The 24,132-nt window shown below is 43.2% G+C and carries 12 protein-coding genes; 1 reads left to right on the top strand and 11 read right to left on the bottom strand.

Annotated elements, in window-relative coordinates:
• Positions 1-235: 235 nt before the first annotated feature.
• From I2484_RS16920 to I2484_RS16875, 11 genes are all read right to left on the bottom strand, one after another.
• Positions 236-4,774: an endonuclease gene (locus tag I2484_RS16920; protein ID WP_207152242.1), complete on the bottom strand. Its 4,539-nt coding sequence runs from the start codon at positions 4,772-4,774 to the stop codon at positions 236-238.
• 100 nt (positions 4,775-4,874) lie between these two features.
• A complete protein-coding gene (locus I2484_RS16915) occupies positions 4,875-8,444 on the bottom strand; it encodes an S-layer homology domain-containing protein (RefSeq protein ID WP_207152241.1) in 3,570 nt (1,189 codons plus the stop codon).
• Positions 8,445-9,724: 1,280 nt separating this feature from the next.
• On the bottom strand, positions 9,725-13,441 hold the full coding sequence (locus I2484_RS16910; protein WP_207152240.1) for an S-layer homology domain-containing protein: 3,717 nt from the start codon (positions 13,439-13,441) through the stop codon (positions 9,725-9,727).
• A gap of 882 nt (positions 13,442-14,323) precedes the next feature.
• The gene (locus tag I2484_RS16905; protein ID WP_207152239.1) at positions 14,324-15,040 is read right to left on the bottom strand and encodes a WecB/TagA/CpsF family glycosyltransferase; all 717 of its coding nucleotides are present in this window, start codon (positions 15,038-15,040) and stop codon (positions 14,324-14,326) included.
• Complete coding sequence (locus I2484_RS16900; protein WP_207152247.1) at positions 15,037-16,329, bottom strand: nucleotide sugar dehydrogenase; 1,293 nt, start codon at positions 16,327-16,329, stop codon at positions 15,037-15,039. The genes I2484_RS16905 and I2484_RS16900 overlap by 4 nt, the downstream gene beginning before the upstream one ends.
• Positions 16,330-16,480: 151 nt before the next feature.
• A complete protein-coding gene (locus tag I2484_RS16895; protein WP_207152238.1) occupies positions 16,481-17,668 on the bottom strand; it encodes a S41 family peptidase in 1,188 nt (395 codons plus the stop codon).
• Between the two features lie 180 nt (positions 17,669-17,848).
• On the bottom strand, positions 17,849-18,925 hold the full coding sequence (locus tag I2484_RS16890) for an S-layer homology domain-containing protein (protein ID WP_207152237.1): 1,077 nt from the start codon (positions 18,923-18,925) through the stop codon (positions 17,849-17,851).
• 189 nt (positions 18,926-19,114) lie between these two features.
• Positions 19,115-20,311: an aminotransferase class I/II-fold pyridoxal phosphate-dependent enzyme gene (locus I2484_RS16885; RefSeq protein WP_207152236.1), complete on the bottom strand. Its 1,197-nt coding sequence runs from the start codon at positions 20,309-20,311 to the stop codon at positions 19,115-19,117.
• Positions 20,312-20,596: 285 nt separating this feature from the next.
• Complete coding sequence (locus I2484_RS21620) at positions 20,597-20,686, bottom strand: putative holin-like toxin (protein ID WP_255551537.1); 90 nt, start codon at positions 20,684-20,686, stop codon at positions 20,597-20,599.
• Between the two features lie 469 nt (positions 20,687-21,155).
• The gene (locus I2484_RS16880; RefSeq protein WP_207152235.1) at positions 21,156-22,067 is read right to left on the bottom strand and encodes a DMT family transporter; all 912 of its coding nucleotides are present in this window, start codon (positions 22,065-22,067) and stop codon (positions 21,156-21,158) included.
• Positions 22,068-22,271: 204 nt separating this feature from the next.
• A complete protein-coding gene (locus I2484_RS16875; protein WP_207152234.1) occupies positions 22,272-23,876 on the bottom strand; it encodes a gamma-glutamyltransferase family protein in 1,605 nt (534 codons plus the stop codon).
• An 81-nt stretch (positions 23,877-23,957) separates the two neighbouring features.
• Here I2484_RS16875 and I2484_RS16870 point away from each other — a divergent pair, with 81 nt between their 5' ends.
• Complete coding sequence (locus I2484_RS16870) at positions 23,958-24,107, top strand: hypothetical protein (RefSeq protein ID WP_207152233.1); 150 nt, start codon at positions 23,958-23,960, stop codon at positions 24,105-24,107.
• The last annotated feature ends 25 nt before the right edge of the window (positions 24,108-24,132 follow it).

Here is a 24,132-nt window from a genome sequence, read left to right as displayed (position 1 = left end):
CACCTCCAACGTAAATAGCAAAGGAATAAGGATTTGCCCGATTGACTACTTTAGGAATGAAATAATTTGTTGGAGTACTTGAGCAAAGTGCAGCTATGACAACTCACTAGATTTTAATAATTCACAGTAAAAAATCCAGCCAAAGTAAATATGGCTGAATCCTCCTTTTTTACTCACACTATTCTAGTACATTTCGAGTAGTTTCCCAAATAGAGTCAGACATAATAATTTAGCATTAAGATGCAATTTGCATATCAGCTGAGGCAGCTTGCTTCCATATCAATTCCGCCCATTCAGGATGATCAATAAACGGATTGCGGTTACCTTGCCATTTTTGGATGATATTATTTCGGTTACGTTCAAATCCATCGACTGGATCTTGTGCATGCCATTTTAATAAAGTCGAAAGTTTTCCGTGGTAAGGCGCACTTCCGTTATTAAGCTTGTCGTTTAATTCCAAGTCAACTTTGTCACCCTTTTCATAGCGAGTCGCCATATAAAAGAGAATTCTTGCCACGTCACCTTTTACATTATCGGGTGGTTCAAAAGAACTACCTGTCTTGAAACAGCCATTACAGCCTTTTACAGCGCTGCCGCCGTTGTCAAAATCCAAGTTACTTCTTAAACTATTTACTTGAACATCTGTAGGACGCAAGTGATGAATATCTGTGCCTGGTCCTTTACTCGTTCCGAAGTTCCCGTGAGATTTCGCCCAGGTATGTTCTCGGTTCCAGTCGCCGACGTTACCACCATTGCGAGTTTTAGAGCGTGAATCCCCGGAATAAAATAAGATAACATTGTTCACATTATTTGGATCCTCATCTGTTTCACGGAGTGCTTCCCACGCTTTTGTATACGTAAGTTCTGTATGGTCATCAATTATTTCATGGAGTGCAGTTTTTAACGCTTGTCCGTCTTTACCAATCGCATCTTTGTAATAGTTATCTGTTGGCAATTCAACAGAGGCTGTTACCGTTACGGAAAAACTAGCTGTAACGGACTTGGTCCCGTCTGAAGCCGTCACGCCTACAATATAGTTACCTTCAGGGAGCGTTAGTTGTAATGAATCCCCTTGAATTGTACCCTTCGTAGACACGAATGTAAGCTTGTCGTTCTCTGGATCTGAGAAGTGGTCAGTCAATAAGATGGAGATTGATTCTCCATCTATAACTGTTTGGTTCGGAATAGCTTTCTTTACAATCGGTGCATTGTTTCCACCAGGCAAAGAAGGAACCTCAATGGGTTCCCCTTTCGCATTTGTGAATTTAATGTTGTCCTTAGTCGCACCATTAATAAATTTAATGTCTTGAATCTTTTCAGCGCCTCTAACTTCGTTTACGTTCGCGCCATCGATGGTGACTTCTTTCACTTTCGTGCCTTTGAAATCAATAATCGCTCCAGCCTCAACTGGTTTGATCGTTACTGCTGTCTTTGCAAAACCTATACCATGGAATTCTGCATAAGCTCCTGTAAATACAATACCATCTGTGATAACTGAGGTATCATCGAGTGTAACAGAAACACTTGGTTTACCAATCGTTAATTTTTTCGTTTTAAGATTTTTGATGTTGTATGCTTTTTCAGCTTCGCTTGGAACCACAACATCTCCACCTGCAAGGTCAATTTGGACGAGAACTGGATCATGGTCACTTGCACGTCCTGCCATATCTGTGAAATCCGCGTTAATGTGGAGAATATCAATAGCTGTTTTATCCACTAAATTATTGGTAACTAGAATGTGATCCAATACTTGTGAATTTCCACCAAACACGTATGAGTAACGATCAGCTGTTTCCACTTTGTTAATCATATTCGTCATAGTATCACCCTCATGAATCTTTAGGGTCTCAGAGAATTGGAAGTCGTTAAAATCACCAAGAGACACGACGTTTGCCTTCGGGTTTTGTGATTTTACATCCTTCACAAAATCATTTACGATGTTTGCGATTTTATGGCGTTGTACTTCACTCTTGTAAACTGGTGGTTGCTGTGAGCCAAAGAGTGGTGTGTCTCCATTTTTCGAATTCCAATGGTTGGCAATAACAATTACGCTTTCCCCTTGGAAATCGAACTGAGCTGCTAAAGGCTTACGACTACTGGCAAATGCAGCGTTTGTAGGATCGATTCGTCCAGGGTTTAACGTTAACTTTCCGTCCTTATATTCAACTGCCTTTATAGCATCTCCCTGTGGGTTACCTTTTGTTAACGTAACTCGCGCTGGGTTATAAAGGAATCCAACTCGGATATTGGCATTTGGTGCGCCGCCATCTTGATTGTTAACCGGGTCGATATTGGCATACTCATATTTCACGCCGCCTGCTTTTACAATTTCAGCAATCAGTCTTTCATAACTTTGTGATGCTTCTGAGTTTCCTGCATCTTGGCCATTATTGTCTTGCACTTCTGTTACCCCAACAATATCAGGACTTTGCATGTCAGAAGCAAAAGCTCTTGCCAATTTCTTAGCCTTGTCATCGGTTGTTGACTTCTTATTATTTGAGAAGTTTTCCAAGTTGTAAGAAGCAATCGTTACCTTATCATCTGCTTTTACAATGGCTGTTTTTTCGGGTGTTGCACTTCCTTTTGAATGTTTCGCTTTCATTTCATCCAATGAAGCATAGATTTTATAGTTTTGGTATGAATAGCCGACTATCCCTACAATTGGTCCTCTGAATTTGTCACCAGTCGCAACTTCAAAGCTACGTGCCGTTCCATTTGGCTCTAATCTAAATTGGATGCGGTCCGCATTTTGGTTATTTTCTTCTAATAGAAGTCCTCCATGTAAGGAGTTCGTTTTCTTACTTTCAAGTACGGTTACAAGGTCACCATTATCTTGTGGCGCTACAGTTTTCACATCGCCAACTTGTACACGCATGCTTTCTAAGCTTTCCCAGAAATCAATTGCATCTACGTCTGGGTTGAATACTGCTAAATTATCGCTATCAATATGCTTTGTTGGCAAGTTCTTTTCGTCAATAATAATTGGTGCCGGTAATGCTACATCTTTCTTCACAACGGTTACATTCCCGCCTTGATCGTTTCTAACATTAATTTGTGTTGTTTTCATGTCAGTTGTTTGTCGGTCATCATAGCCATCGATTGCATATTCAGTAACTTTTCCGCTTACAGCTACTAAATCTCCCACTTTGATTGGCCAAGAACTATTACCACTGTATAGGAGAATCGCTTCAGAGGTATTTGGATTGTCATCTGCTAATGCATCCGGCGTTTGGACAGTATAGTATGTCGAACCGCTTAAAGTGAATGAGTAGGTAACCACTCCTTCTATTCCTTCAACCGTTTTATCCGCAAATGTGGACATATGTCCTCCGCCTTGGATATCGTGAATTTGGAGGCTATCCGTAATGGTATAGTCGAATGTTTTCACTTCACTGAGTGATCCATCTTCAGCTTTCACAACTGCTTTAAGTGTCGTATTTTCTTTAATTTCGATTGGTGTACCGTATTCAGTACCATTACCGATTGGATCTTTACCATCTACTGTGTAAAGAATTTGTGCATTCGCCGTACTAGTTGATAATGTTACCGTCGTTCCTCCGACAAATGTTCCACTTCCCGGATTCGCGAAGACTGGTTGGATAACCGAGCTGTCTGCGACAATGTCTTGCTGTGAGCGTGGAATGATTTGATAGTCCGCATCGAATTGTTGGACAATTCCTGCAATTGACTCATATTGGTTACCAACCGCTAACCCTAAGGCATTGTTTTCATCACGGACAATAAATTCTGTTGTCCCATCTGTCGCTTTGTAATTAAAGTTTGCATCCACTGAAGTTAACGTTACAAGTTTCGTTTGCACGAGAAGAGATTCATTCGCTTCGTTGACTTCTGCTCCTGTTACTACTTTAAGAGTCGGCGCACCAACATTTTCCGTTTTTTCAACGATTGTAGCTGCATCCAATTGGAGGAGGCCTTTGAATTCTGCCAATGTACCGGTAAGTATTACTTCATCCCCAACTGTTGCTGCTAAACTTGAAGGCCGCACTGCGATACCGCCAGTTGCATCTTGAACTGACATGGTATTTTTCAAGTTGGCTGCCACGATGGCTTTGATTGTAACGGTTTCACCAAGTTTTGTAGCACGAGCGTCTGAGATTGAAATAGTCTCCGCAGGTTCTCCTGGATCAGGGTCGGGATCTACTGGTGTTGAACCATCCATCGTATGCGAACCTAAATTGGATGAATCGTCTTTAGGGAACGCCGTCCACTCGACTGAAGGGTTGAACGCGTCATCAATAATTTTGTCGCCCGTTGTAACAGAGCTGTTACGTACTAGCGTAACATCCAAACCAAAGTTAATTCTTTTTCCAACCTGTCCAATAGAATCAATAACAACATTATCTTTTTTTAAAACAAGTACATCATCACCGTTAAAATTGATAACAGTAGAGTCTAATTTATTTGCCTTACTCTTTAAAGATGCATCTGTATTACTATGATCTTTTACTAAAACATATATTGCTCCGCTAGCCACTTTATCTGTTTCAGCGAATGATAGTGTTTGACTAACTGTTGGTGATCCATTTGAGTAAAGTTCCAATTTATAATCTTTTAAATTAATCTCATTTCCTGTTCCGTTGTAAAGCTCAAGTGCCTTATTTTCGCCACTCCCCTCCATATACTCCGATATAATTAAGTCAGTTGCATTGGTTGCAGCACTTACCGTAGCAGGTATTGCCGGTACTACTAGTCCCGCTACTAAACTTGCCGCTAACATAGTATTTATAGGCTTCTTCCAATTCCTTTTACTCATCTAAACAATTCTCCTTTTTATATACAGTTTTTGAGTAAAGCAAATGTGACATTGAAAATGCAAAGCCTTTTCCTACTAGCAGAAGGCTTTGCACAATAGCTTAAAAAATCGTTTCTCCATCGACAGTAATGCCATTAAAGTCAAAGTTTTCTCCATCAAGCTTTGAAATATCCAAATTTCCTGTAACCATAATATTTGCGAATGACACTTTTTCAGTTGGCGTGCCTGTAAGGATCAAATTCCCTTTAACAGTTACATTTTTAAATGAAACTACGTCTGTGACCGATACTGTAACGTTACCGTTGTAAATTTTTGGTGCGTCAACTGTACCTGAAAAATCTTTACCTGCTACGTCTTCAGTACCCGGTTCTTCGTCAACACCAGCAACATCTACAAGACGACCTTCAATTTTAATTGGAATAGTTCCAAGTGATACTAAATGTTCTCTTAAGTTTTCCCAATCTGAAAGCCCAAGGTCTGTTGCACGGCCTGCAGCATACGCTTTTTTAAGAACGTCATAGCCGTCTCCGCCTTTAGCTGTGAATGCGTTTGTTGCTATTGTGTACGTCTTAGCGTTTTCGATTTCAGTATACGTACCATCATCATTTTTATATGCAATTGAAACTACACGTTGTCCAGCAGGTTTCGAAGAATCGTATTTCACTTTCGCACCTGATACATGTAAGAATCCACCGCTTTCTTTTGGATACTCTTTAAAACTAATTTCAAAGGTAGCTTTTAATTCGGAACCTGTTAGCTCCATTGTTGCTAATGTGTTACCAAATGGAAGTACAGTGATTACTTCACCTACCGTGATTGGTCCCGCTCCAATTCCAGCCCTAATTCCTCCACCATTTTGGAATGCCATAATTACTTTTTTATCTTTTACATATCCTTGCGCTTTTGCAAGCATGCCATCTGTAATTAAGTTCCCGAGAATCGTTTCACTAGCTCGTACACTTGTGCCCGGTACATAATCTTTATCAGATGTTCTTGCACTTACTAGTGCATTTTCAAGCGTTACTCCAATTTCCTTTTCATTAACAGCAGCGATTTTATCCTTATAAGGTTTTAAGAGCTTAACTGCCTCTGCATCATCAGGAATTACATATAAAACATTTCCTTTTTCATCTTTTTTATCTTTACCCTCAGCATCTTTTTGCGTTTTATTGATTTCAATTAATTTTCCTGCATGACCAACAACGACGCCATTTTTATCAAATTCAACGTCTAATGTCCCTAGATAATCCGAATATTGATACGCTTGTACAATAATTGTTTTATCTTTCGCTTTCCCATTTCCATCTTTGTCTACAACTACGGGAACGTCTAATTGTGTATGACTATGTCCACCTACAATTACGTCAATCCCAGCTACATTTGCAGCTAGTTCTTGGTCATTGTCCATAGCCGCATTATCATCAAAACCAATATGTGTAAGTGCAACGATTTTGTTAACACCCATTTTTTCGAACTCTGCAACCATCTTTTTTGCATCCTCAATATAGTTAGAGAATGTAACTTTTCCTGGACTTGCAATGTCTGCCGTTTCCGCAGTTGTTAGTCCAAAGATACCGACTTTTTCTCCATTTATTTCTTTTACAATTCCTGTGTAGATATTCCCATTCTTAGGGGTTGTAGGAATCTTCGTATTAAACAAATTAGTGAATTTATCGTCTTTTGAAAAATCTACGTTTGCGGATACAAACGGGAAGTTTGCAGCTTCAATGAAGTCGACCAATGCTTTGTGACCTTCCGCTGATGAACCAAGGTCAAACTCATGGTTACCAAATGTCATAGCGTCGACTTTCATTAAATTCATAAACGCTAAGTCTGCTTGTCCTAGGAATTCATTAAAATATAAAGTACCTGAGAATACATCCCCTGCATTTAATAACAATGCATCCGGTTTAACTGTCCGTACTTCTTTTACTGCTGTAACAAGCTTTGGTGCTTTGTTAGTATTCGCATGTATATCATTTACGTGCATCAAAGAAAGGTTAAACGTTTTTCCACCACCGCCAATTGGTGGATTTGGATTTGGATTCGGGCTTGGGTCCCAGTCTCCGCCTGTGTTTCCACCATTAGAAGTACTGCCTCCATTGAATTCATTAAAATTCACAATAATATCTTTTACGGTTACCCCTGTTGGAAGTTCAAAACTACTGACTTTTGTTTTAGCTCCTAATGTGATTGTCGTGCCTTTGAGTTTAACAATGATTTTTTCGATTTCCCCGATTGTTAAGAGCTTCAAGTCAATCTTGAATTCGACGATTACATTTTTGATAGTGGCTGTTCCATCAATCGACAATGCATTAGGCGTGTCCACTAGTAGGTTGACCACTGATGCATCCAACGTAACGTTCGTTGCACCTTTTTCTACAGTCACTTTCGGCAATGTAATTCCCTTATCGGCTTTTAAATGAACGTTGGATAAAAGGTTAAATCCTTGAACTGTTGAATTCCCTTTTACTTCAATGATTATTTTTTTGCTCTTAGACAATTCCACAGAGTGGATAGTAGAGTTCGTGAATACAACACTTGGTTCTTTCTTTTCTACAGTGGCTGTTCCGAACACTTTTCCGACTCGGTTACGTGAGGCATTATCAGTAAGACTCACTTTCCCTATAACCTTGATATCATCAGCTTTGAAACTGTTTTCTACTTCTTTCCCTATCTCCAAATTCCCGGCAATCGTTATATTTTTCAATAAAACATAATCGCCATTAATACGTACTGACCCTGCAAATGTAGACCCTTGTCCATCTAATATGGCATTATTGGTTTCATTGCCATCCGCTGTCAATTCAATTGAAGCAATTTCGATAATTACTCCATTTTTAACTGTATATTCTAGAACTGCTCCTAAAAGAGCTGCTGAATTGGAAGCATTCAAAAGTTTCTTCATGTCTGCTGACAATGCATATGTTCCAGTCGATAGCTTAACTGACTCATTTGTTACACTAACCAATTTCCCTGTACTTTTAACAGTCGAGTCACTTTGATCAACACGGGTAGCCGTTTCACTTCGAACAATTAAAGAAGCCATTTGCCCCCTTGTAACGAAAGCATTCGGTTCAAACGTAGTTGGAGTGGTCCCAGTTGTAATTTCATTTGTGATCAAAGCTTGGACATAATTTGCGTACCAGTGTTTCGCTTTCACATCTGTAAATGGACTATTTGTAAGCTTGGCTTCTTCAAGATTAAATCCGATACTAATCATCTTGGCTATATGCGCGCGCGTCAGTGACCCACCTGGTTTAAATGTCTTATCGTTATACCCTTTCACTATGCCTGCTTCAACAAGGGCAGCGATTGCCCCATAATGTGGGTCAGTCACTTTCACATCTTTGAATCCCGGGTTTTTCACATTTTTCGTGTCTAATCCAAGTGATTGCGCTAAAACGCTAGCGATTTGTCCCCGAGTTACTGACTGATAAGGTTTAAAAGTGCCATCTGGATACCCTTTTACTATTCCTCTAGAAGCCAAACTTCTGACACTCTCATAGAAATGATGACTTTCAATGTTCTTTACATCAGAAAAGGAGGGGATTTTCACCTCATCGGCTTGTGTATATACTGGTGCAGCTACCGCTATCGTTCCCGTTGCTACCGCTACAGCTAATGTCGCCCCGAATACTTTTTTATATGAATTGGCATGCTTCTTCATTTACTGACCTCCTTTAATCGTATGTAATTTAAGAATTAAGTTAATCCTTAAATTAATAGTATCATGTAAAAATCCTTTAAATGTTAAGTGATTATTAACATTCTAGTAGATTATTATTTTATTGTAAGAGATGTTAAGTTACCGTAAACGGCTACATAGATGCTACTGCTAACCTTAAACTTTGGCAGACCAGGTTGTTCTATATTATCCTAGCTTAGTAATGTAGCTACACCTGCAGCGTTGTTCATACTATCAAAAAACTCTACTCTCCTTTCCTATAAGTTTCATCACTTTTCCCAATTAAATATGCATTCCAGAAAATATTAGTAAAGTCACACACCGCAAACAGTAAGCTATCAACACATATTTCACCATTCCAAGCATACTATCAAATTGGTAATATGTTAATTTAAATATTGCGATAATTTATTCTATTTTCTACATAATAATATAATTGAGTAGTCCATTACCCAATAACCTACATAATATTTTAGTCGATTATGTAATATGGTGTAGAAAGTTTCCATAGATTTCTAATGAGCAAATTATGTAACTGTGCATGGTGAAATAGAAAACAAGTCGCACACACCTCTTGAGCACAATGGATATTTATGAATAATTAATTGCGTGCGTGTGCAACAAAAAATGACCAACAGTCCACACACTTGCATAAAAACTCAGAGAGATTTAGATGATTAGTTTTTTTCTACTCCTCAACTAATATATATGTTACCTGAGCGTATAGACTGAATAGTGCCACGAACGGATACCTGTAACTTCGTCGTACGGTTCTTGTACAACAGAGACATTTCCTTCACCAACCGCAATGACATCGTATCCACTCGTTCATCTGGTAGACGCTTCTCCCCCTCCTTCACTACCACCAATTCCAACTGTTTCACATCTGATTCTTAGTTCTTCAACTACTTTCCTCATCCATTAGAAATAGCCCTACCTCCGCTGGTGGGAAGTAGGGCCTAATTGTGTGCGTGCCTGTGCAACAAAAAACAACCAACAATTCATACAATTACATAAAAACTCATAAGGGTTTAGATAATTAGCTATTTCTCTATTCCTCAACTAATAAATATGTAATTGTAGTGAATTGACTGAGTAGTGTCGTGCACAGGTACCTGAAATTTAAATGAAAAAAAAGTAGATACAGTCAGAACAGAAAAAAGCCTCCCAACCAATTTCTCGGTTAGAAGACTCTCTCCTTCATTCACTTCTCAATTTATCTGATTAGCGTTTGAATTGTATCGTGTACAGGCACGTACTTTTTATTTCGTTAGTTGAATAGCAGGGTCAGTTACAGTAACGCCATCAGCGCCAAGTACAATAGTAACTGTATCTGAAAGTGCTGGAACTGATGCATTTGTAGTGCTTGTAGCTGTATTATACGCAGCAACAAAGTTTGCTGCTTGTTCTACAGCTGATGTACCAACTTTAAATTCGTTTGCTCCTACAGTAGCAGCATCTTGTGCTACTACAGTGTAAGTTGCAGTACCAACTTTAATTTTTTCACCGACAGCTAGTGGTGAAGCAATTTGGAATACTACTTTAGCTTTAGTTGCAGGAACACTATCAGCACCAACTTTAGCAGCATCAAGGATTTCATTAGTAACATTAGATAGAGTAACTGTTACTTTTCCAGTTGCAGTAGTTGCTAATGAACCTTTGATTACTACTTTATCACCAGATAGAGTTGCTGCTCCTGGGAATTTCGCATTAATTGCAGTAACAACTCCTTGAGCTCCTACTTTACCGTCTAAATCAATTGGTGTAGCAGCAGATGCATCAATAGCTAATGAGAATCCTTCACCTGATACAAATGTACGACCTGTAGCAATTGATTTAGAAGTATACTCAGCTACTTTAGCATCGACAGTAGCTGCACCTTGTGTAAATGTTGAATCAAGTGCTCCAGCTAATACTTTCAATGTAGCAGTAGCAGTAATTGTTTGTTGTACACCACCAGTGTTTTTAGCATCAACGTAAGTAGCTGTCAATGTACCAGCACTGAAAGTACTTAATTGACCTGATGTAAGTACTAATGTGAATTCGCCTGTATTTACTCCAGTTTCAGTAAGTGTAAACTCAGCAGTCTTGTTAGCAGAATCTTTAACCGCTACAGTTGTTGTGTCAATATTAGTTGTACTAATATTTAAATCAGCGTCTTTTACAGTTAAAATAGCTGTTTCAGCTGCATCTGATACGTCATAAGCTGTATCATTAAACGCTAGTGTACCAGTTACAGTTTGTTTTGCTACCGCTTTAGTGTCAACCGGTGTACCTGCTCCACCAGCAATACTAACAATGCTAAACGTTGCAACGTTGTCTGCATCTACACTACGAGTAACAACCGCTGTTCCACCCTTAGTTAATTCTTTGATGAAATCATTTGCATTCGCTAATGTTGCACCGTTACCACCGAAGTATTTGTAGCCTGTACCTGTGTAATTAACAGGGTTTTTACCATCAAATTTAAGTGTCTTAGCAACAGAATCATATGATGCTACAACACCTGTGTAAAGTGCAGGAACTTCAGTAGATGCTGTGAACGTAGCTGTAGTTTCTGAGCTAGTGAAGTTATAATCAAGTACTGATCCAGTAGTTGATCTAGCAACACCGTTAGCAAGAACACGTACAGACGTTGATTTGCCATCTACAGATGTCACATCAATAGATTGAGCATTAGTTGCTGAAACTGTATAACTACGGTTTGGTGATACTTTTTGTCCAGCTACTAGGATTTCATTAGCACCAGTGTTATAAACTGTGAAGCTAGTTTCCATAGTATTATAACCAGCTGAAGCTAAAGTAATTGCTTTTCCACTTTGGTTAGTTAGAGCAACCTTGAATGTAGCTGGTTGGCTAGCGTCGATGGATTTAGTTTTATCACCTGCAGCATTGTACGTTGTTAGAGCCGCACCAGCTAATTTAGCATCTGCGAAATAAGTTATTTCGCCTACAGTTGATGGTTCAGTTTTGTCAAGTTTACCTTCATTTGCATCTGCACTGTTTACATCGATCCAAGCAATTGGAGTTGCATAGTCTTTGTTATTTTCACTACCAATAACAAATGTTGCTTCACCTTTTGCGTTTGTTAGTACAGTAATTTGTTTACCTGCGTAGTATGGATTTTCAGCAGCATCTTCTTTGATGAATTGAGCAGCAGTTTGCGTACCAATTTCACCATCAAGAACTTCGTTGAATCCAACATTAACAGTTTCGTTTTTAGCAACTTTACCGTCTTTGTCTGTAACAACTACTGTGTACTCACGTCCGTTTGCTAGACCTTTAGCAGCTTCTTCAAGACCATCACGCTTCAATACGATTTTGTAATCCGCTTGAACTGCGCCGAATGTTACTTTAGATGCTTTAGCTTGTAGCAAGTCATTAGTGTAAGTATATGAATACACTGTAGAAGTTGGCGTGTTAGAAACTAGGTTTTGTTCAAATACGATTGGAGTAACAGCTGTGTTTTCACCAGTTACAGTGAAAGTAGCTTCACCTTTAGCGTCTGTAATAACTACAGCTCCAGTTGGTGCGTTACCATTCAACAATTGTGCTGGCTCAACGTTGTTAACTTTTGCTTTTGACAATTGGTTAACATTAACGTTGATGTTTTCTTCAAATGAAACTACAAATCTCTTACCTGCAACTGGTTTACCAGTTTTCGGATCAAGGTATTTCACTTTGTATGTTTTGTTAGCACCGTTATTCACTGTAGCGCCTGCAGTTACGTCTTCTACTGTAAGAATTGTGTCAACTCCCCAGAATACATAACCAAGGCTACGAACAGCAGGTGCTCCTGTTGGATAAGCTACAACTGAATCAGTTCCAGCAGCATATTGTGTGTAAGAGAATTGTGCAATTCCGTCTGCATTTGTTACCGCTTCAAACACTTGGTCTTTGTTAAGAGTAGTATTTGTATCAGCTTTAACGTTGAATGTTACAGGAATACCTGCTTGTTTAACGCCTACATCAGCAGAAAGGATAGCTTGAGCTCCTACTTTACCTTGAACTGACTGTGTAGTGATTTTGATTGAAGTCGGGATTACTGTAGAAATACCGTTGAATGAACCAATTGCTTTTTCATTCAATGTTACAGTGTATTTCTCTCCGCCTTTTTGAACTGCAGTAGTCAATACTACTGTTTTGTTGTCAGATTGCTTAACTGCTGCGTTAGAAACAGTCAATCCGTCAATTTTGAAGTTAAGAGAGTTGATGTTATCAACTGCATCTTTGAAAGTTACTTCAACAGTTGTAGCGTTAACAGCCTTAACAGCTGCAGATCCTACTACTCCAGATGTAACTTTAGAGAAATCAGTTTTTGTAGTTTTGTAAAGGAATGTAGCGAACTGTCCGCGAGTAGTTGTTTCCTTAGGATTGAACGCTGGTGCAGCCGGGTTCGTGATGTCGAAGAAATCAAGAACTTCGATTGCTGGACGTGCTTCAGCTTTCGCTTTTCCTAGATCAGTAACGTCTTTTTTGAAATCTTGTCCTGCAACATAAGTTGTAAGATCGATTTCATGAACGCGGTCAAATGCGCGAACAAGAACGACTGCCATGTTTTCACGAGTGATGTTACCTGTAGCGTCTAATTTACCATCTGGAGTTCCTACGAATACACCGTTGTCTTTAACAACTGCAGCATATTTTAGAAGCTCGTCGTTAGATGTAGATTTAAGATCTGAGAAACGTGGGTTTGTTTTGTAATCTGTTGGTACTACTGAACCTTCAGCTACAAGCCATTTACCCATTAATTTCACAACGTCAGAACGAGACAACGTTTTGTTTGGCAAGAATGTACCGTCTGTGTAGCCTGAGATAACGCCTGCATCAGAAAGAGCGTTTATAGCTGTTTCGTGCGTGTTACCTTTCGTATCTTTGAAATCTGCCGCGCTTGCTACTGGTGCTACTGCGGATGCTACTAGTGCTGCTGATGCAGCCCCTACTAAAAATTTGCTGTACTTAGATGGTTGGTTAGCCATTGAATAATTTCCTCCTCTTAGATAGAAAATAAATTTGTGTCAACTACTTCCACGGCAAAATGAAAGATAGAAGTCATTACAGATTAAATTATAGATAGTTGCGAACAGGATGTCAATTGTAAGTTGGTAATATAGTAAAAGCCTTGTAAATAAATACTAGACTCCTGAGCCACTTCTATCATTCTACCGCATATCTGATATATATCAAGTATTTTACGGATTTTGGTTTAAAGTTACAGAACCATTTCAATTATTAGTGTCTAGTTACTGCTGATTATGTATTTGGAATTTCTTTCGTGGCATCCAGTCTTTTCGCCTTACCTATGCGTGTTTAAGTGGGAATTCCATGGTTTTTAAGGTCCATATTAACGTCGAATTCTTTTAATTTCTTCTGTTTTGAATTTATGGCGGAAAATGGTTTTCTTTCCAAACGGGGGAGGATTGTCGGTCATTCTTCCTGTAATTGGTGACGTACATATTTCGGGGGCTAGTTTCCGGGTAGCAGATGTTTGGAGACTCACAGGATGTGAGTTTCATAGATATTGCCGCAGGATGCGGCGTACTTAGGTTAGGTTTCTTGATTACCGAATTCCGCTTTTCGGTGGTGTCTAGGCTACAGGCGCCAGATGCTCGGGTCATAAGCCGACTCGGCTGTGCGGCAAAGTGCGCCGCTTCGCCAATTCGTCTTATGCCTGCCGCATCTAGACGGCGCCTTTCGCTTTTCAGAGGACAAAAAAGACTCAAACAGATGGGAACTGTTCAAGTCTTTTGTGTGGTCAACCAACCGATTTCGATCTGCATGGCTTTTGTTATATATGTTATAGAGGAAATTATCCTTACACTTTAATATTCTAGCATCGTCTTTACTAGAATACAAGAGTGTCAACCTTTTTTTTGTGTAAAAACTTCAAATAAGAATTTTGGTAGATCCATTTGCCTTTTTAGGCGACTTGGTTCTTTTAGTAGACGGTATAACCACTCCGCGCCCATTCGCTGGAATGCGGCTGGGGCGCGCTTGACGTTCCCCGCAAGGACGTCGAATGAACCGCCGACGCCTTGGTAGAGTGTTGGGTATAGGTTATCCCTATGTTGTTCGATCCATTGCTCTTGTTTTGGAGAACCCATCGCAACGAATAGGATATCGGGCTTTGCTTTATTGATAGTGTCTATCACTTTACTAGTGTCAGATTCATAGCCATCCTGCGTTCCTGCTACGATAAGGTCTGGATAGGTTTGTTTAAGTTGTTGTGCCGCCTTATCGGCAACACCGGGTTTCGCACCGTACAGGAAAACTGCATGTCCAGTACGTGCGGCTTCCCTAACGATACGGTCCATCATGTCAATTCCGGTAATGCGTGATGAGATACTGCCTTTTTTTAGTTTGGACGCGATGATAACGCCAATGCCGTCCGGGATTTGGAACTCGGCTCTGTTAAGGAGCGCTTTGAGTTTCGGGTCTTCTTTTGCTTTCATCAGCTTTTCCGGGTTGATGGCTACGACGAGTGATTTCTTCTTGTCTTCGATGTTGCGGAAGACTTTCGGAATTAACTCATCGTAGTTTTCGGTGTTGACCTCTACGCCTAGAATGGTCTCCTTCATATAGAAGAAAGTCCTTTGTTTTTTCCATCGCCGAGCTTAAAGAAACGGAATCCGGCTTGTTCCCACTTGTCTCGGTTGAGTGCGTTTTTCGTATCGAGTACGAGTGGTTTGGTGTCGCCCGTGTTCACTGTTTCCGGATTCAGGTTTTTGAATTCCGTATGATCCGTTGTCAGGATAATCAGGTCGACGTCTTGAAGCGCTTCGCCAAGTGATGCGCGTTGTGTCGGGTGTTGCAGTTCTTTGATATGTGGATCGAATGACGTTACTTGTAGATTCAAGTTTTGTAGTTCTTTAATGACTTCCGTCGAAGGGCTTTCTCGTAGATCGTCGACATCGGCTTTAAATGCAAGGCCTAGTACGGCGACGTTACCGCCCTGAATGCCATGCAGTTCGAGAAGTGCTTTTGCTTTTTGCGCTGTGAATTTCGGCATGCCGTTGTTCGTTAGGCGTGACTTCTTAATGATGTCCGAGTTTTCCGGGCTTAACTCCACCAGGAACCAAGGATCTACTGCGATACAATGTCCGCCCACACCAGGTCCTGGCGTATGGATGTTGACACGCGGGTGGAAGTTGGCAAAGCGGATGGCTTCCCATACGTCGACGTCGATTGTTTCAGCAATTTTTGCGAGTTCATTGGCAAATGCGATGTTAACGTCGCGGTAGGTGTTTTCCATTACTTTGACGAGTTCCGCTGTTGTTGCGTCTGTTAGGTGGATTTCCCCTTGGACGAACGTTTGGTAGAGTTCTTTTGTCATTTCAGCGGACTCAGGTGTGATGCCGCCGACGATGCGGTCGTTATTTATAAGTTCTTCGAAGATCTTGCCTGGAATGACGCGCTCTGGTGAGTGTGAGACGAATAGTTCTACGCCTAGTTCTAGGTTTGACTTGCGAAGCTCAGGCAACATAACGTTTTCTACTGTTTTTGGTGGCACTGTTGATTCGAGAATAACGAGTGCCCCTTTTTTCAAGTATGGAACGATTGACGCTGTTGCTTTACGGATGTACTCCAAGTTTGCTGTGTTGTCCGGGTTAATAGGCGATGGGACGGCCACGATGTAGACGTCTGCTTCGACGGGTTGTGTTGAAACCGTGAAGTATCCCTTGTCGATTGCTTCTTCCAGACGCTCTTGAAGTCCGTTCTCTTCTATATGAAGTTGTTTGTTAGCGATCATGTTAACTGCTTTTTCATTGACGTCCATGCCGTGTACGCGGACGCCGCTGTTTGCGAACATGACTGCTGTTGGTAGGCCTATATAGCCTAGTCCGATGACGCATATATTTTTATTCATAGTGGATTTCATAGTGAATTTCCTCTTTTCTAGGAGTTCTTGACGTGGTGCAAGTAACTGGCACCGATTATGTTTTGGTAGTGCTTGTCTATTGTAAAACATTTGTTGATTATAACACATTCGGTGTTTAGGTTGCTAGGCGCAGCGTATATCAGCTGGCGCTTTTGACGGTGATTGGGACGTGTGTGCCTTGTTTCACTGTACGACCGTTGGTATTTTTCAAGCCCGGATGGATGATGAGTTCATAGGAGCCACCTGGTTGCAAGTTTTTATTCGGGATGATTTCAATTAGGTTGTTGGCCTTTTGTTTGAATGTGATTGGGACTGCTACGCTGCCTACTTTAACGAGCTCTATACTATGGGACGTCTGCGCGTCGTTAAAGTTCATTGGCTGGGTAAATTGGACAGTCATTTTTTTAGTCGTGGGTACATTGTCGAGATTGTCGATTTTTTTGTAGTGCTTGTTGCTGAATGACTCATTGAGGAGTCGCTGATGGATGCCTGTCAGTTCTTTGTCCGAATCGGTTTTGATGCTAGGTTGGATACCCTTTTTGTGGACTAGTGTTCCTTTAGGTCCTGTAAAGTGCCCAATTGTCAGTTTGAGTGCACTGCCATCATTGAATTCGAAGAAGGATTGGACACTGCCCTTCCCTTTCGTCGTCTCGCCTACTATTGTAGCGGCTTGCTGATCGATGAGGGACGCTGCAACGATTTCAGATGCAGATGCAGAATAGCGATTGACGAGCACATATGATTGTTTCGGAAATTTCGTTTTGGTTGGAATCGGCTTGATCATTTTGTTGCCTTCGCGTGTTTTGAGGTAGTAGGCGTCGCTTACTCCTTGGTAAAAGCCAAGAAGTTGTTCGGCGCTGTCGACGTAGCCACCACCGTTATAGCGCAGGTCAATGATGAGTCCGGTAGCTCCGGCTTTTTTGAGCTTCGTCCAGTGCGCCTCCACTTGCTTGCCCAGATCGGCGGAAAAGGTGGTGATTTTTATGTAACCGGTGTTGCCGTAGAGCATGGATGATGTGATCGGGTGTTCTGGTGCGGGTGGTGATTTAGTTGGTGTTTTTGCTACGTTCGGCGTTGGTTGGTATTCATCCATAGCAACGGCTGAGAGATAGGTACGGTATTCACTAGCAGACATATAGCGCGAGTATTCGTCGAGTGAGTTGACGATTTCGTCTACGTTTTTCATGGTGTTGAGATTTTTAGGGATGTCACCATAGTAGTAGGTCTCGACGAAGAATTTGACGTCGTCGAGGGTGCTAGCTTGGGCGATTGGTGTAAATAGGAACAGGGTTATGATGGCGATACATGCCGTTTGAATTTTTTTCAATGTGGTGAGTCCCCCTTTCACGGGTGTGTTCTTTTATATTATAGACTATTGGAGTGGTTAGTGGTGCCAGTTACTGGATACTGGGTGTTGTTTAGTTCGGGTGGAGCGTTGTTTAGTTTGGTGTGTGTGTTGCGAACTTTACTTGGAATGTTGCTTTGTTTGGCTGAAACGTTGTCTGGTTTATTTTTGTGCATAGAGATGGACCCAGTATGGTTTTCCTTTGGCGTCGGTTGCGTAGCCAGAGCCGACGTGGGTGAAGTTGTTGTTTGCGATATTGGCGCGGTGAGATGGCGAGATCATCCATTCTTTGACGACGGATTCGGGCGCAATGTAGCCTCTTGCGATATTTTCACCGTATGCTTTCCATTTGTAGTTGAATTTTTTCAGCATTTCATCGACAGAGCCGTATGTTGGTGACTTGTGGTCGAAGTAATTATTTTTGGCCATGTCTTGTGCTTTGGCTTTAGCGATTGCAGAGAGATCAGTGTCTTGAATGAGTTCTTTTGTGCCTAGCTGCTTCCGCTGTTTATTGACAAGTTCTATGGTTTTGAGTGTGTTGTCTTGGGTATCGACGACGGGCGGCATTGGATCAGGCTTGGATTTGTTCATATACATGATACGGGCTTTGTCATAGTAGATGACGCCTTTTTCGCGCTCAAGGTCGAATGTGGTGGTGCGGTCGATGAATGCCGCCATATGTGCGCGGGTGACAATGTCGTTCGGCTTGTACATGCCGCCTGGTTCGGTTGTTGTGATGCCGAGTTCGGCGAGTGTTGTGATGTAGCCGTAGTTTTGGTTGAGCTTAATGACGTCTTGGAAATTGATGAGGTCATTGTCGTCGACGATTATGTTATAGCCGAGTGTGAGTATTTTCGCCATTTGAGCACGGGTAAGTGGCTCGTTCGGGTGGAATTTGTCCCCGTCGGTGAAGATGCCGCGTTCGGTGAGTGCTCGGATGTGATCGTATGCGCCGTGGGCCGGACTGACGTCTTGGAAAGTCGGTTTGAATGCGGCTGTCGGCTTGGCGTTGATGGCTAGTGCGACTACTTTTGCGGCTTGGGCCCGAGTGACGGGTTCGTTGAGACGGTAAGTTCCGTCCGGATAGCCGTTAATGAGGCCGCGGGTGGAGATTGTGTCGATGGCTTTGTGCGCCCAGTGTGCTAGTGGCACGTCGGTGAATGATGCGGCTTGTACGGCTGGTTGGAATGCGATTAGTAGAGTTGCTGAGAGTAGTAGAGTTGGGATGTGTTTTTTCATGGTGGTGCCTCCTTTTTCTATGAGTATACTATGTTTGGCGGGGGTGTTGGGAGGTTTGGGTGGAATGTTGTTTAGTTTGGGGAGAGCGTTGCTTACTTTGCGTGGGATGTTGCTTTGTTTCGTGGGAGTGTTGTTTTGTTGGCAAAGTTTAATGCCCCTAGCTGGTGGCGAGGGGCTTATTTTTATTGATTACAATAACGGTGGGTCTGGGACTATATGGCGTTCGTTGTTGCGCCAGTTGGTTATCCAGGTTTCGAGTCGGTCCATGGCGATTTCGAGTTGGTCGAATGCGTAGGCGTAGGAAATTCGGATGTGGCCTTCGCCGAATTGTGTGAAGGCGGTTCCTGGTACGACGGCGATTCGGGCTTCATCGAGCAAAGTGTGGGCGAATTGTTCGGATGTTTGGTTGAACTCTTTAATAGAAGGAAAGATGTAAAATGCACCATTCGGTTTGACGGTTGGAAGGCCCATGTTGGTGAGCCGGGTGTAGATGTAGTCGCGGCGTAGGATATAGTCTGGGTTCATTGCCGCAGGTGTGTGTTGGCATTCGGTTAGTGCGCAGATGGCTGCGTGTTGGGATGGGACGCATGCACAGATTGTGTTATAGGCGTGCACTTTGACGGCTTGTTGCATCCATTTTTCGGCGGCGAGTAGGAAACCGATGCGCCAGCCGGTCATGGAATGGGATTTGGACAGGCCGTGGATGAGGAATAGTTTGTCTTTTAATTTGGGATATTGGGCGAATGACCGGTGTTCCCCTTCGAAGATGTTTTCGCTGTAGATTTCGTCTGAGATGATGAAGATGTCGAGTTTGGCGAGTGTTTCGGCAAGTTCGTCCATCGTTTCGCGTGGGATGGTGACGCCGGTTGGATTGGATGGATAGTTGAAGACGATTGCTTTTGTTTTGGGCGTGATGAGTTGTTCGAGTTGGGTTGGATCTGGGATGAAGTTGGTTGTTGTTGTGTCGAGATAGATGGGTGTTGCGCCGGCGAGTGTGATAAGCGGTTGGTAGCCAGTGTAGATGGGTGCGGGGACGATGACTTCGTCTCCTTGTTCGAGAATCGTGCGGAATACGGTGTCCATTGCTTGGCTGGCGCCGGTTGTGATGATGATTTCGGTTTGTGGGTTGTAGGTGAAGCTGTATTTATCGGTGAAGAAGGTGGATACGGCTTGCCGGAGTTCGAGGAGTCCGGCGTTGTGTGAATAGGTGGTTTTATTGTCGTCGATGGCTTTGTGGGCGGCTTGTTTGATGGGTTCGGGTGTTGGAAAGTCGGGTTGGCCGATGGTTAGGTTGATGGCATCCGGGTAGTTTGTGAGCTGGTTTGCGATTTTACGGATGCCGGATGGTTGGATTTGTTGGACGCGCGGGTTGATGGCGAGTGACATGGTGGTTCCCCCTTTTTGGTTGGTGGGTAGTAGTATATGCGTGGGGGTGCGGGAAGATTTTTTGGCCTACTAAAGACTTCCCTTTCTTCTGCTTGTTAAGTTATTTCTCGGTTCTGATTCTTGAAGTCTTCTGCGGCATACTGTATATTGAAAGTAGATATAGTAAAGAATAAAAAGGACCGCTTGACGTGTCGAGCGTCAAACGGCCTGCAATAGCTCGGTTCCCTGCAAGGGGATCGGCCCATCTGGAGTAGTAACCCATCTGAGCTCTAACTCAAGGATGGGTTATTTTTTGTTTTTATGGTCAAATGAGAGTATCAATACGATTAATGTTGCAAAAGCTACTGCGAACATTAATGCTTCGAATACTGTCATTGGCACCACCCCCTTTCATGCGGGAGTGGGCCGACCACCCTTGAGTTTCCTATTCTATTGTTCTCTTATTATACCACACGTATGTTCTTAAATCGCTATTGTATTTTATCTTTTATTGGACTTCCCTTTCTGTATTAGGAGGATGACTCTTAGTTTTTCGAGAGTGTTGTTTACTTCCCTAGATATGTTGTGAAGTTTTGGGTTTGATTTGCACATAAAAGTAGCCGTCCGGTGGAGAGGACGGCTTTTTGTGTTGTTATTTATACAACGATAGTTTGTAGTGCTAGGTGTAGATTGTTCTTGGGGGGTGCCTTTTCGGTTGGGTCGCAGCTGGCTGGTTGGACACCATTATCTATTTGGTGGGCATAAAGAAAGCCATCCGGTGATCCGTATGGCCGATTGGTGGGGATTGTTTATTCGAAAGAGACAGCGGTATATGAATTTATGCAGAAGCTGGTAGTTTTATTAACTAAACAACATTCTCACTCCGCTTGCGCCGTTTTTTCCATAGATCTTCTGCGGCGCCGGATCCTAATATAACGCCGGTGATGATGAGGGCTAGGCCGATGAGATGGCGATAGGTGATGATTTCGCCAAGGAAAAGAGCTGAGCCGATTAGGGAAAACATGGTGTTGAAGTTGATGAAGATGGCGGCTTTGGCTGGGCCGACTTTTCCGACTGCGTAGTTGTAGAGCATGTGTCCGACAGCGGTGCCGATGATGGCGCTTGCTGCGAAGCCGAGCCAAAACAGGGGTGGTACGGTAGCAAATGCTTTGATTTCGCCGGGTTCTTGGATCAGGCTGATGATGAATAAGGCGACGCTGCCGACGACCAACATATAGGCGGTCATGATGCGCGGGTCAAGTGTTTTGGCGGCTTTGGAGATGACTAGGAATGATAGTACTTGTGCCGCGATTGATAGGAATACGAAGACGTCGCCTAGTGCGAGACCGCCGAGTCCCCCACCTGCGAGGACGACGGAGCTGACGCCACCGAGTCCGATTATGAAGCCTACCCATTGTACTTTAGATGGGTAGTTACGCAGTATTAGAGAAACTGATATTGCTGTTAGGACGGGACCTAGGCCAAGAATAAGTCCTGCGTTTGTACCGGATGTACGAAAAAGTCCCATGTTCAGGAAATAGTGATGGAGGACGACGTTGAGCATCGCGCCTCCGATTATGTATTTCCATTCGTTTTTTGTTGGCAGGCGAAGCATTTTGAATGCGCCTAGGATGATGAATACGGACACGCCTGCGAGCAGGATACGGAAGGTTGTCATGGTGACTGGTCCGACGAATGTGAGCAGGTATTTGAGGAGTGGTAAGTTGAATCCCCAGATGAGCATCGCGGTGGTGAGAAGTGCGTATATTTTCCACATGGGGTTATTCCCTCCTTTGGTATGGTGATTGGGTGATAATTGGGTGAAGTTCGATACTTTGCTGGGTGAGTTGGCAACGTTTTAGTCTAAGTTGACGACGTGTGCCCAGAACTAGGCAACGCTGTTTTTTCGCCCAATTTGATGATGCTTAAGTATACACCTTTTTAGGGGTGGCAGTGGTTGCTTAAGTACTTGTTCTACAGTTCACCAGACGGCGATTGCTCCGTCGGTCCTTGATTCGGTGCCGCCTGATAGGACGCCGGTTTCGGGATTGCGCCAGATGATTTGGCCGCGGCCGAATGAGCCGGAGTCGAGGGTTGGCTGGATTTGGTGGCCGAGTCTGGTTAGTGCTTGGGCGAGATGGTTCGGGAAGCCCGGTTCGACGTGGACTAGGTTGTCTTTTATCCACTGCCAACGTGGTGCGTCGAGGGCTGCTTGTGGATTTAGTTTGTAATCAATGGTGTTGATAGCTACTTGGAAATGGCCTTGCGGTTGCATGTATCCGCCCATGATGCCGAATGGTCCGACTGCTTGGCCATTTTTTGTTAGGAAGCCTGGGATGATGGTGTGAAATGTTCGTTTGCCTGGTTTTAATACGTTCGGGTGATTCGGATCTAGCGAGAAGTCGGCGCCGCGGTTTTGGAGCGCGATTCCTGTTCCTGGAATGACGATGCCGGATCCGAATCCCATGTAATTTGATTGGATGAAGGATACCATATTGCCTTCCCCGTCTGCGGTTGCAAGGTAAACGGTGCCGCCTTTTGGTAGTTCGTATGGTTCTGGGTGTGTTGCGGTTGCTGCAATTTTGGCGGCGCGTTGTTGTGCGTATGCTTTAGATAGAAGGTTTTCGGTTTTGATTGGCATAGCTGATGGTTCGGTAATAAATGCTTGTCCGTCTGTGAACGCAAGTTTCATAGATTCAATTTGATTGTGAAGCGATTGCGTGTCGTGCGGCACTGGGGTGTTCATTTCCGATAGGATGTTGAGGGCCATGAGTGCAATCATGCCTTGGCCATTTGGTGGAATTTCGTGAACGTCGTAGCCGCGGTAGTTTGTTGAGACGGGTTCAACCCATTCTGGCTGGTAGTTTGCCAAATCGGTTTTTGTGAGAAAGCCGCCGTGTTGTTGCATAAAGGCGTCGATTTTGTCGGCGAGTTCCCCTGTGTAGAAGGATTCTGCGTTTGAAGCCCCAATGGATTGAAGTGTGGCGGCGTGATTCGGTGATTTCCACAGTTCGCCGATTTCTGGTGCTCTGCCGTCGGGTGCGAATGTTGTGAACCATGCGTCGAATTCTTCTGTTGTAAATGAAGTGCTGTATTTCTTGTAGGCGGCGCTCCAGTATTTTCCGAGAATCGGTGTGAGCGGGTAGCCTTCTTCGGCGTAGCGGATGGCTGGTTCGAGTGATTCTTTCAATGGAAGTTTGCCGAATTTGCGTGCGAGTTCCGCCCAGGCTGCTGGTACACCCGGGACGGTGATTGGCGTCAGGCCGTGGACAGGCATTTTGTCGTGGCCTCGTGCTTTTACGGCGTCGATTGTGAGTGATTGCGGTGCCGGGCCGGATGCGTTGAGGCCGTGCAGTTTGTTGTTGACCCAGACGAGTGCGAATGCGTCGCCCCCAATGCCGTTCGATGTGGGTTCGACGACGGTAAGTGCGGCGGCTGTTGCGATTGCCGCGTCGATTGCGTTGCCTCCCCTGCGCATAATTTCGATGCCCGCTTGTGCGGCGAGTGGCTGTGATGTTGCGACCATGCCGTTTTTTGCGAAGACGGTGTGGCGTGTGGATGGATGCGGGTTGTATAGGTAGTCCATTGGTGGTTCCCCCTTTGGTGTTGGATTGTTCTGTGAGTTCATTATACTGGAGATGGAGGTGTTTAGGGAGGCGAAGTTTTTTTGTGGCGTAGAGGGATTATGATTGGTTGGTTGGTTCAGGGATATGCTCGGTTGGGTGGGTTATATGATCGGTTGGATTGGGGATATGCTCGGTTGGGTGGGTTATATGATCGCTGGCTTGGGGATATGCTCGGTGGCAGGGATATATGATCGCTCGCGCGGGGATATGCTCGGT

The organism is Sporosarcina sp. E16_8, from assembly GCF_017347095.1.
GTDB lineage: Bacteria > Bacillota > Bacilli > Bacillales_A > Planococcaceae > Sporosarcina.
This window is presented reverse-complemented; position numbering and strand designations above follow the sequence as displayed.

What these genes read in the sequence shown, in the direction of transcription:
- I2484_RS16920 (WP_207152242.1), bottom strand. Translation starts at nt 4,774, where the DNA reads ATGAGTAAAAGGAATTGGAAGAAGCCTATAAATACTATGTTAGCGGCA.
- I2484_RS16915 (WP_207152241.1), bottom strand. Translation starts at nt 8,444, where the DNA reads ATGAAGAAGCATGCCAATTCATATAAAAAAGTATTCGGGGCGACATTA.
- I2484_RS16910 (WP_207152240.1), bottom strand. Translation starts at nt 13,441, where the DNA reads ATGGCTAACCAACCATCTAAGTACAGCAAATTTTTAGTAGGGGCTGCA.
- I2484_RS16905 (WP_207152239.1), bottom strand. Translation starts at nt 15,040, where the DNA reads ATGAAGGAGACCATTCTAGGCGTAGAGGTCAACACCGAAAACTACGAT.
- I2484_RS16900 (WP_207152247.1), bottom strand. Translation starts at nt 16,329, where the DNA reads ATGAATAAAAATATATGCGTCATCGGACTAGGCTATATAGGCCTACCA.
- I2484_RS16890 (WP_207152237.1), bottom strand. Translation starts at nt 18,925, where the DNA reads ATGAAAAAACACATCCCAACTCTACTACTCTCAGCAACTCTACTAATC.
- I2484_RS16885 (WP_207152236.1), bottom strand. Translation starts at nt 20,311, where the DNA reads ATGTCACTCGCCATCAACCCGCGCGTCCAACAAATCCAACCATCCGGC.
- I2484_RS21620 (WP_255551537.1), bottom strand. Translation starts at nt 20,686, where the DNA reads ATGACAGTATTCGAAGCATTAATGTTCGCAGTAGCTTTTGCAACATTA.
- I2484_RS16880 (WP_207152235.1), bottom strand. Translation starts at nt 22,067, where the DNA reads ATGTGGAAAATATACGCACTTCTCACCACCGCGATGCTCATCTGGGGA.
- I2484_RS16875 (WP_207152234.1), bottom strand. Translation starts at nt 23,876, where the DNA reads ATGGACTACCTATACAACCCGCATCCATCCACACGCCACACCGTCTTC.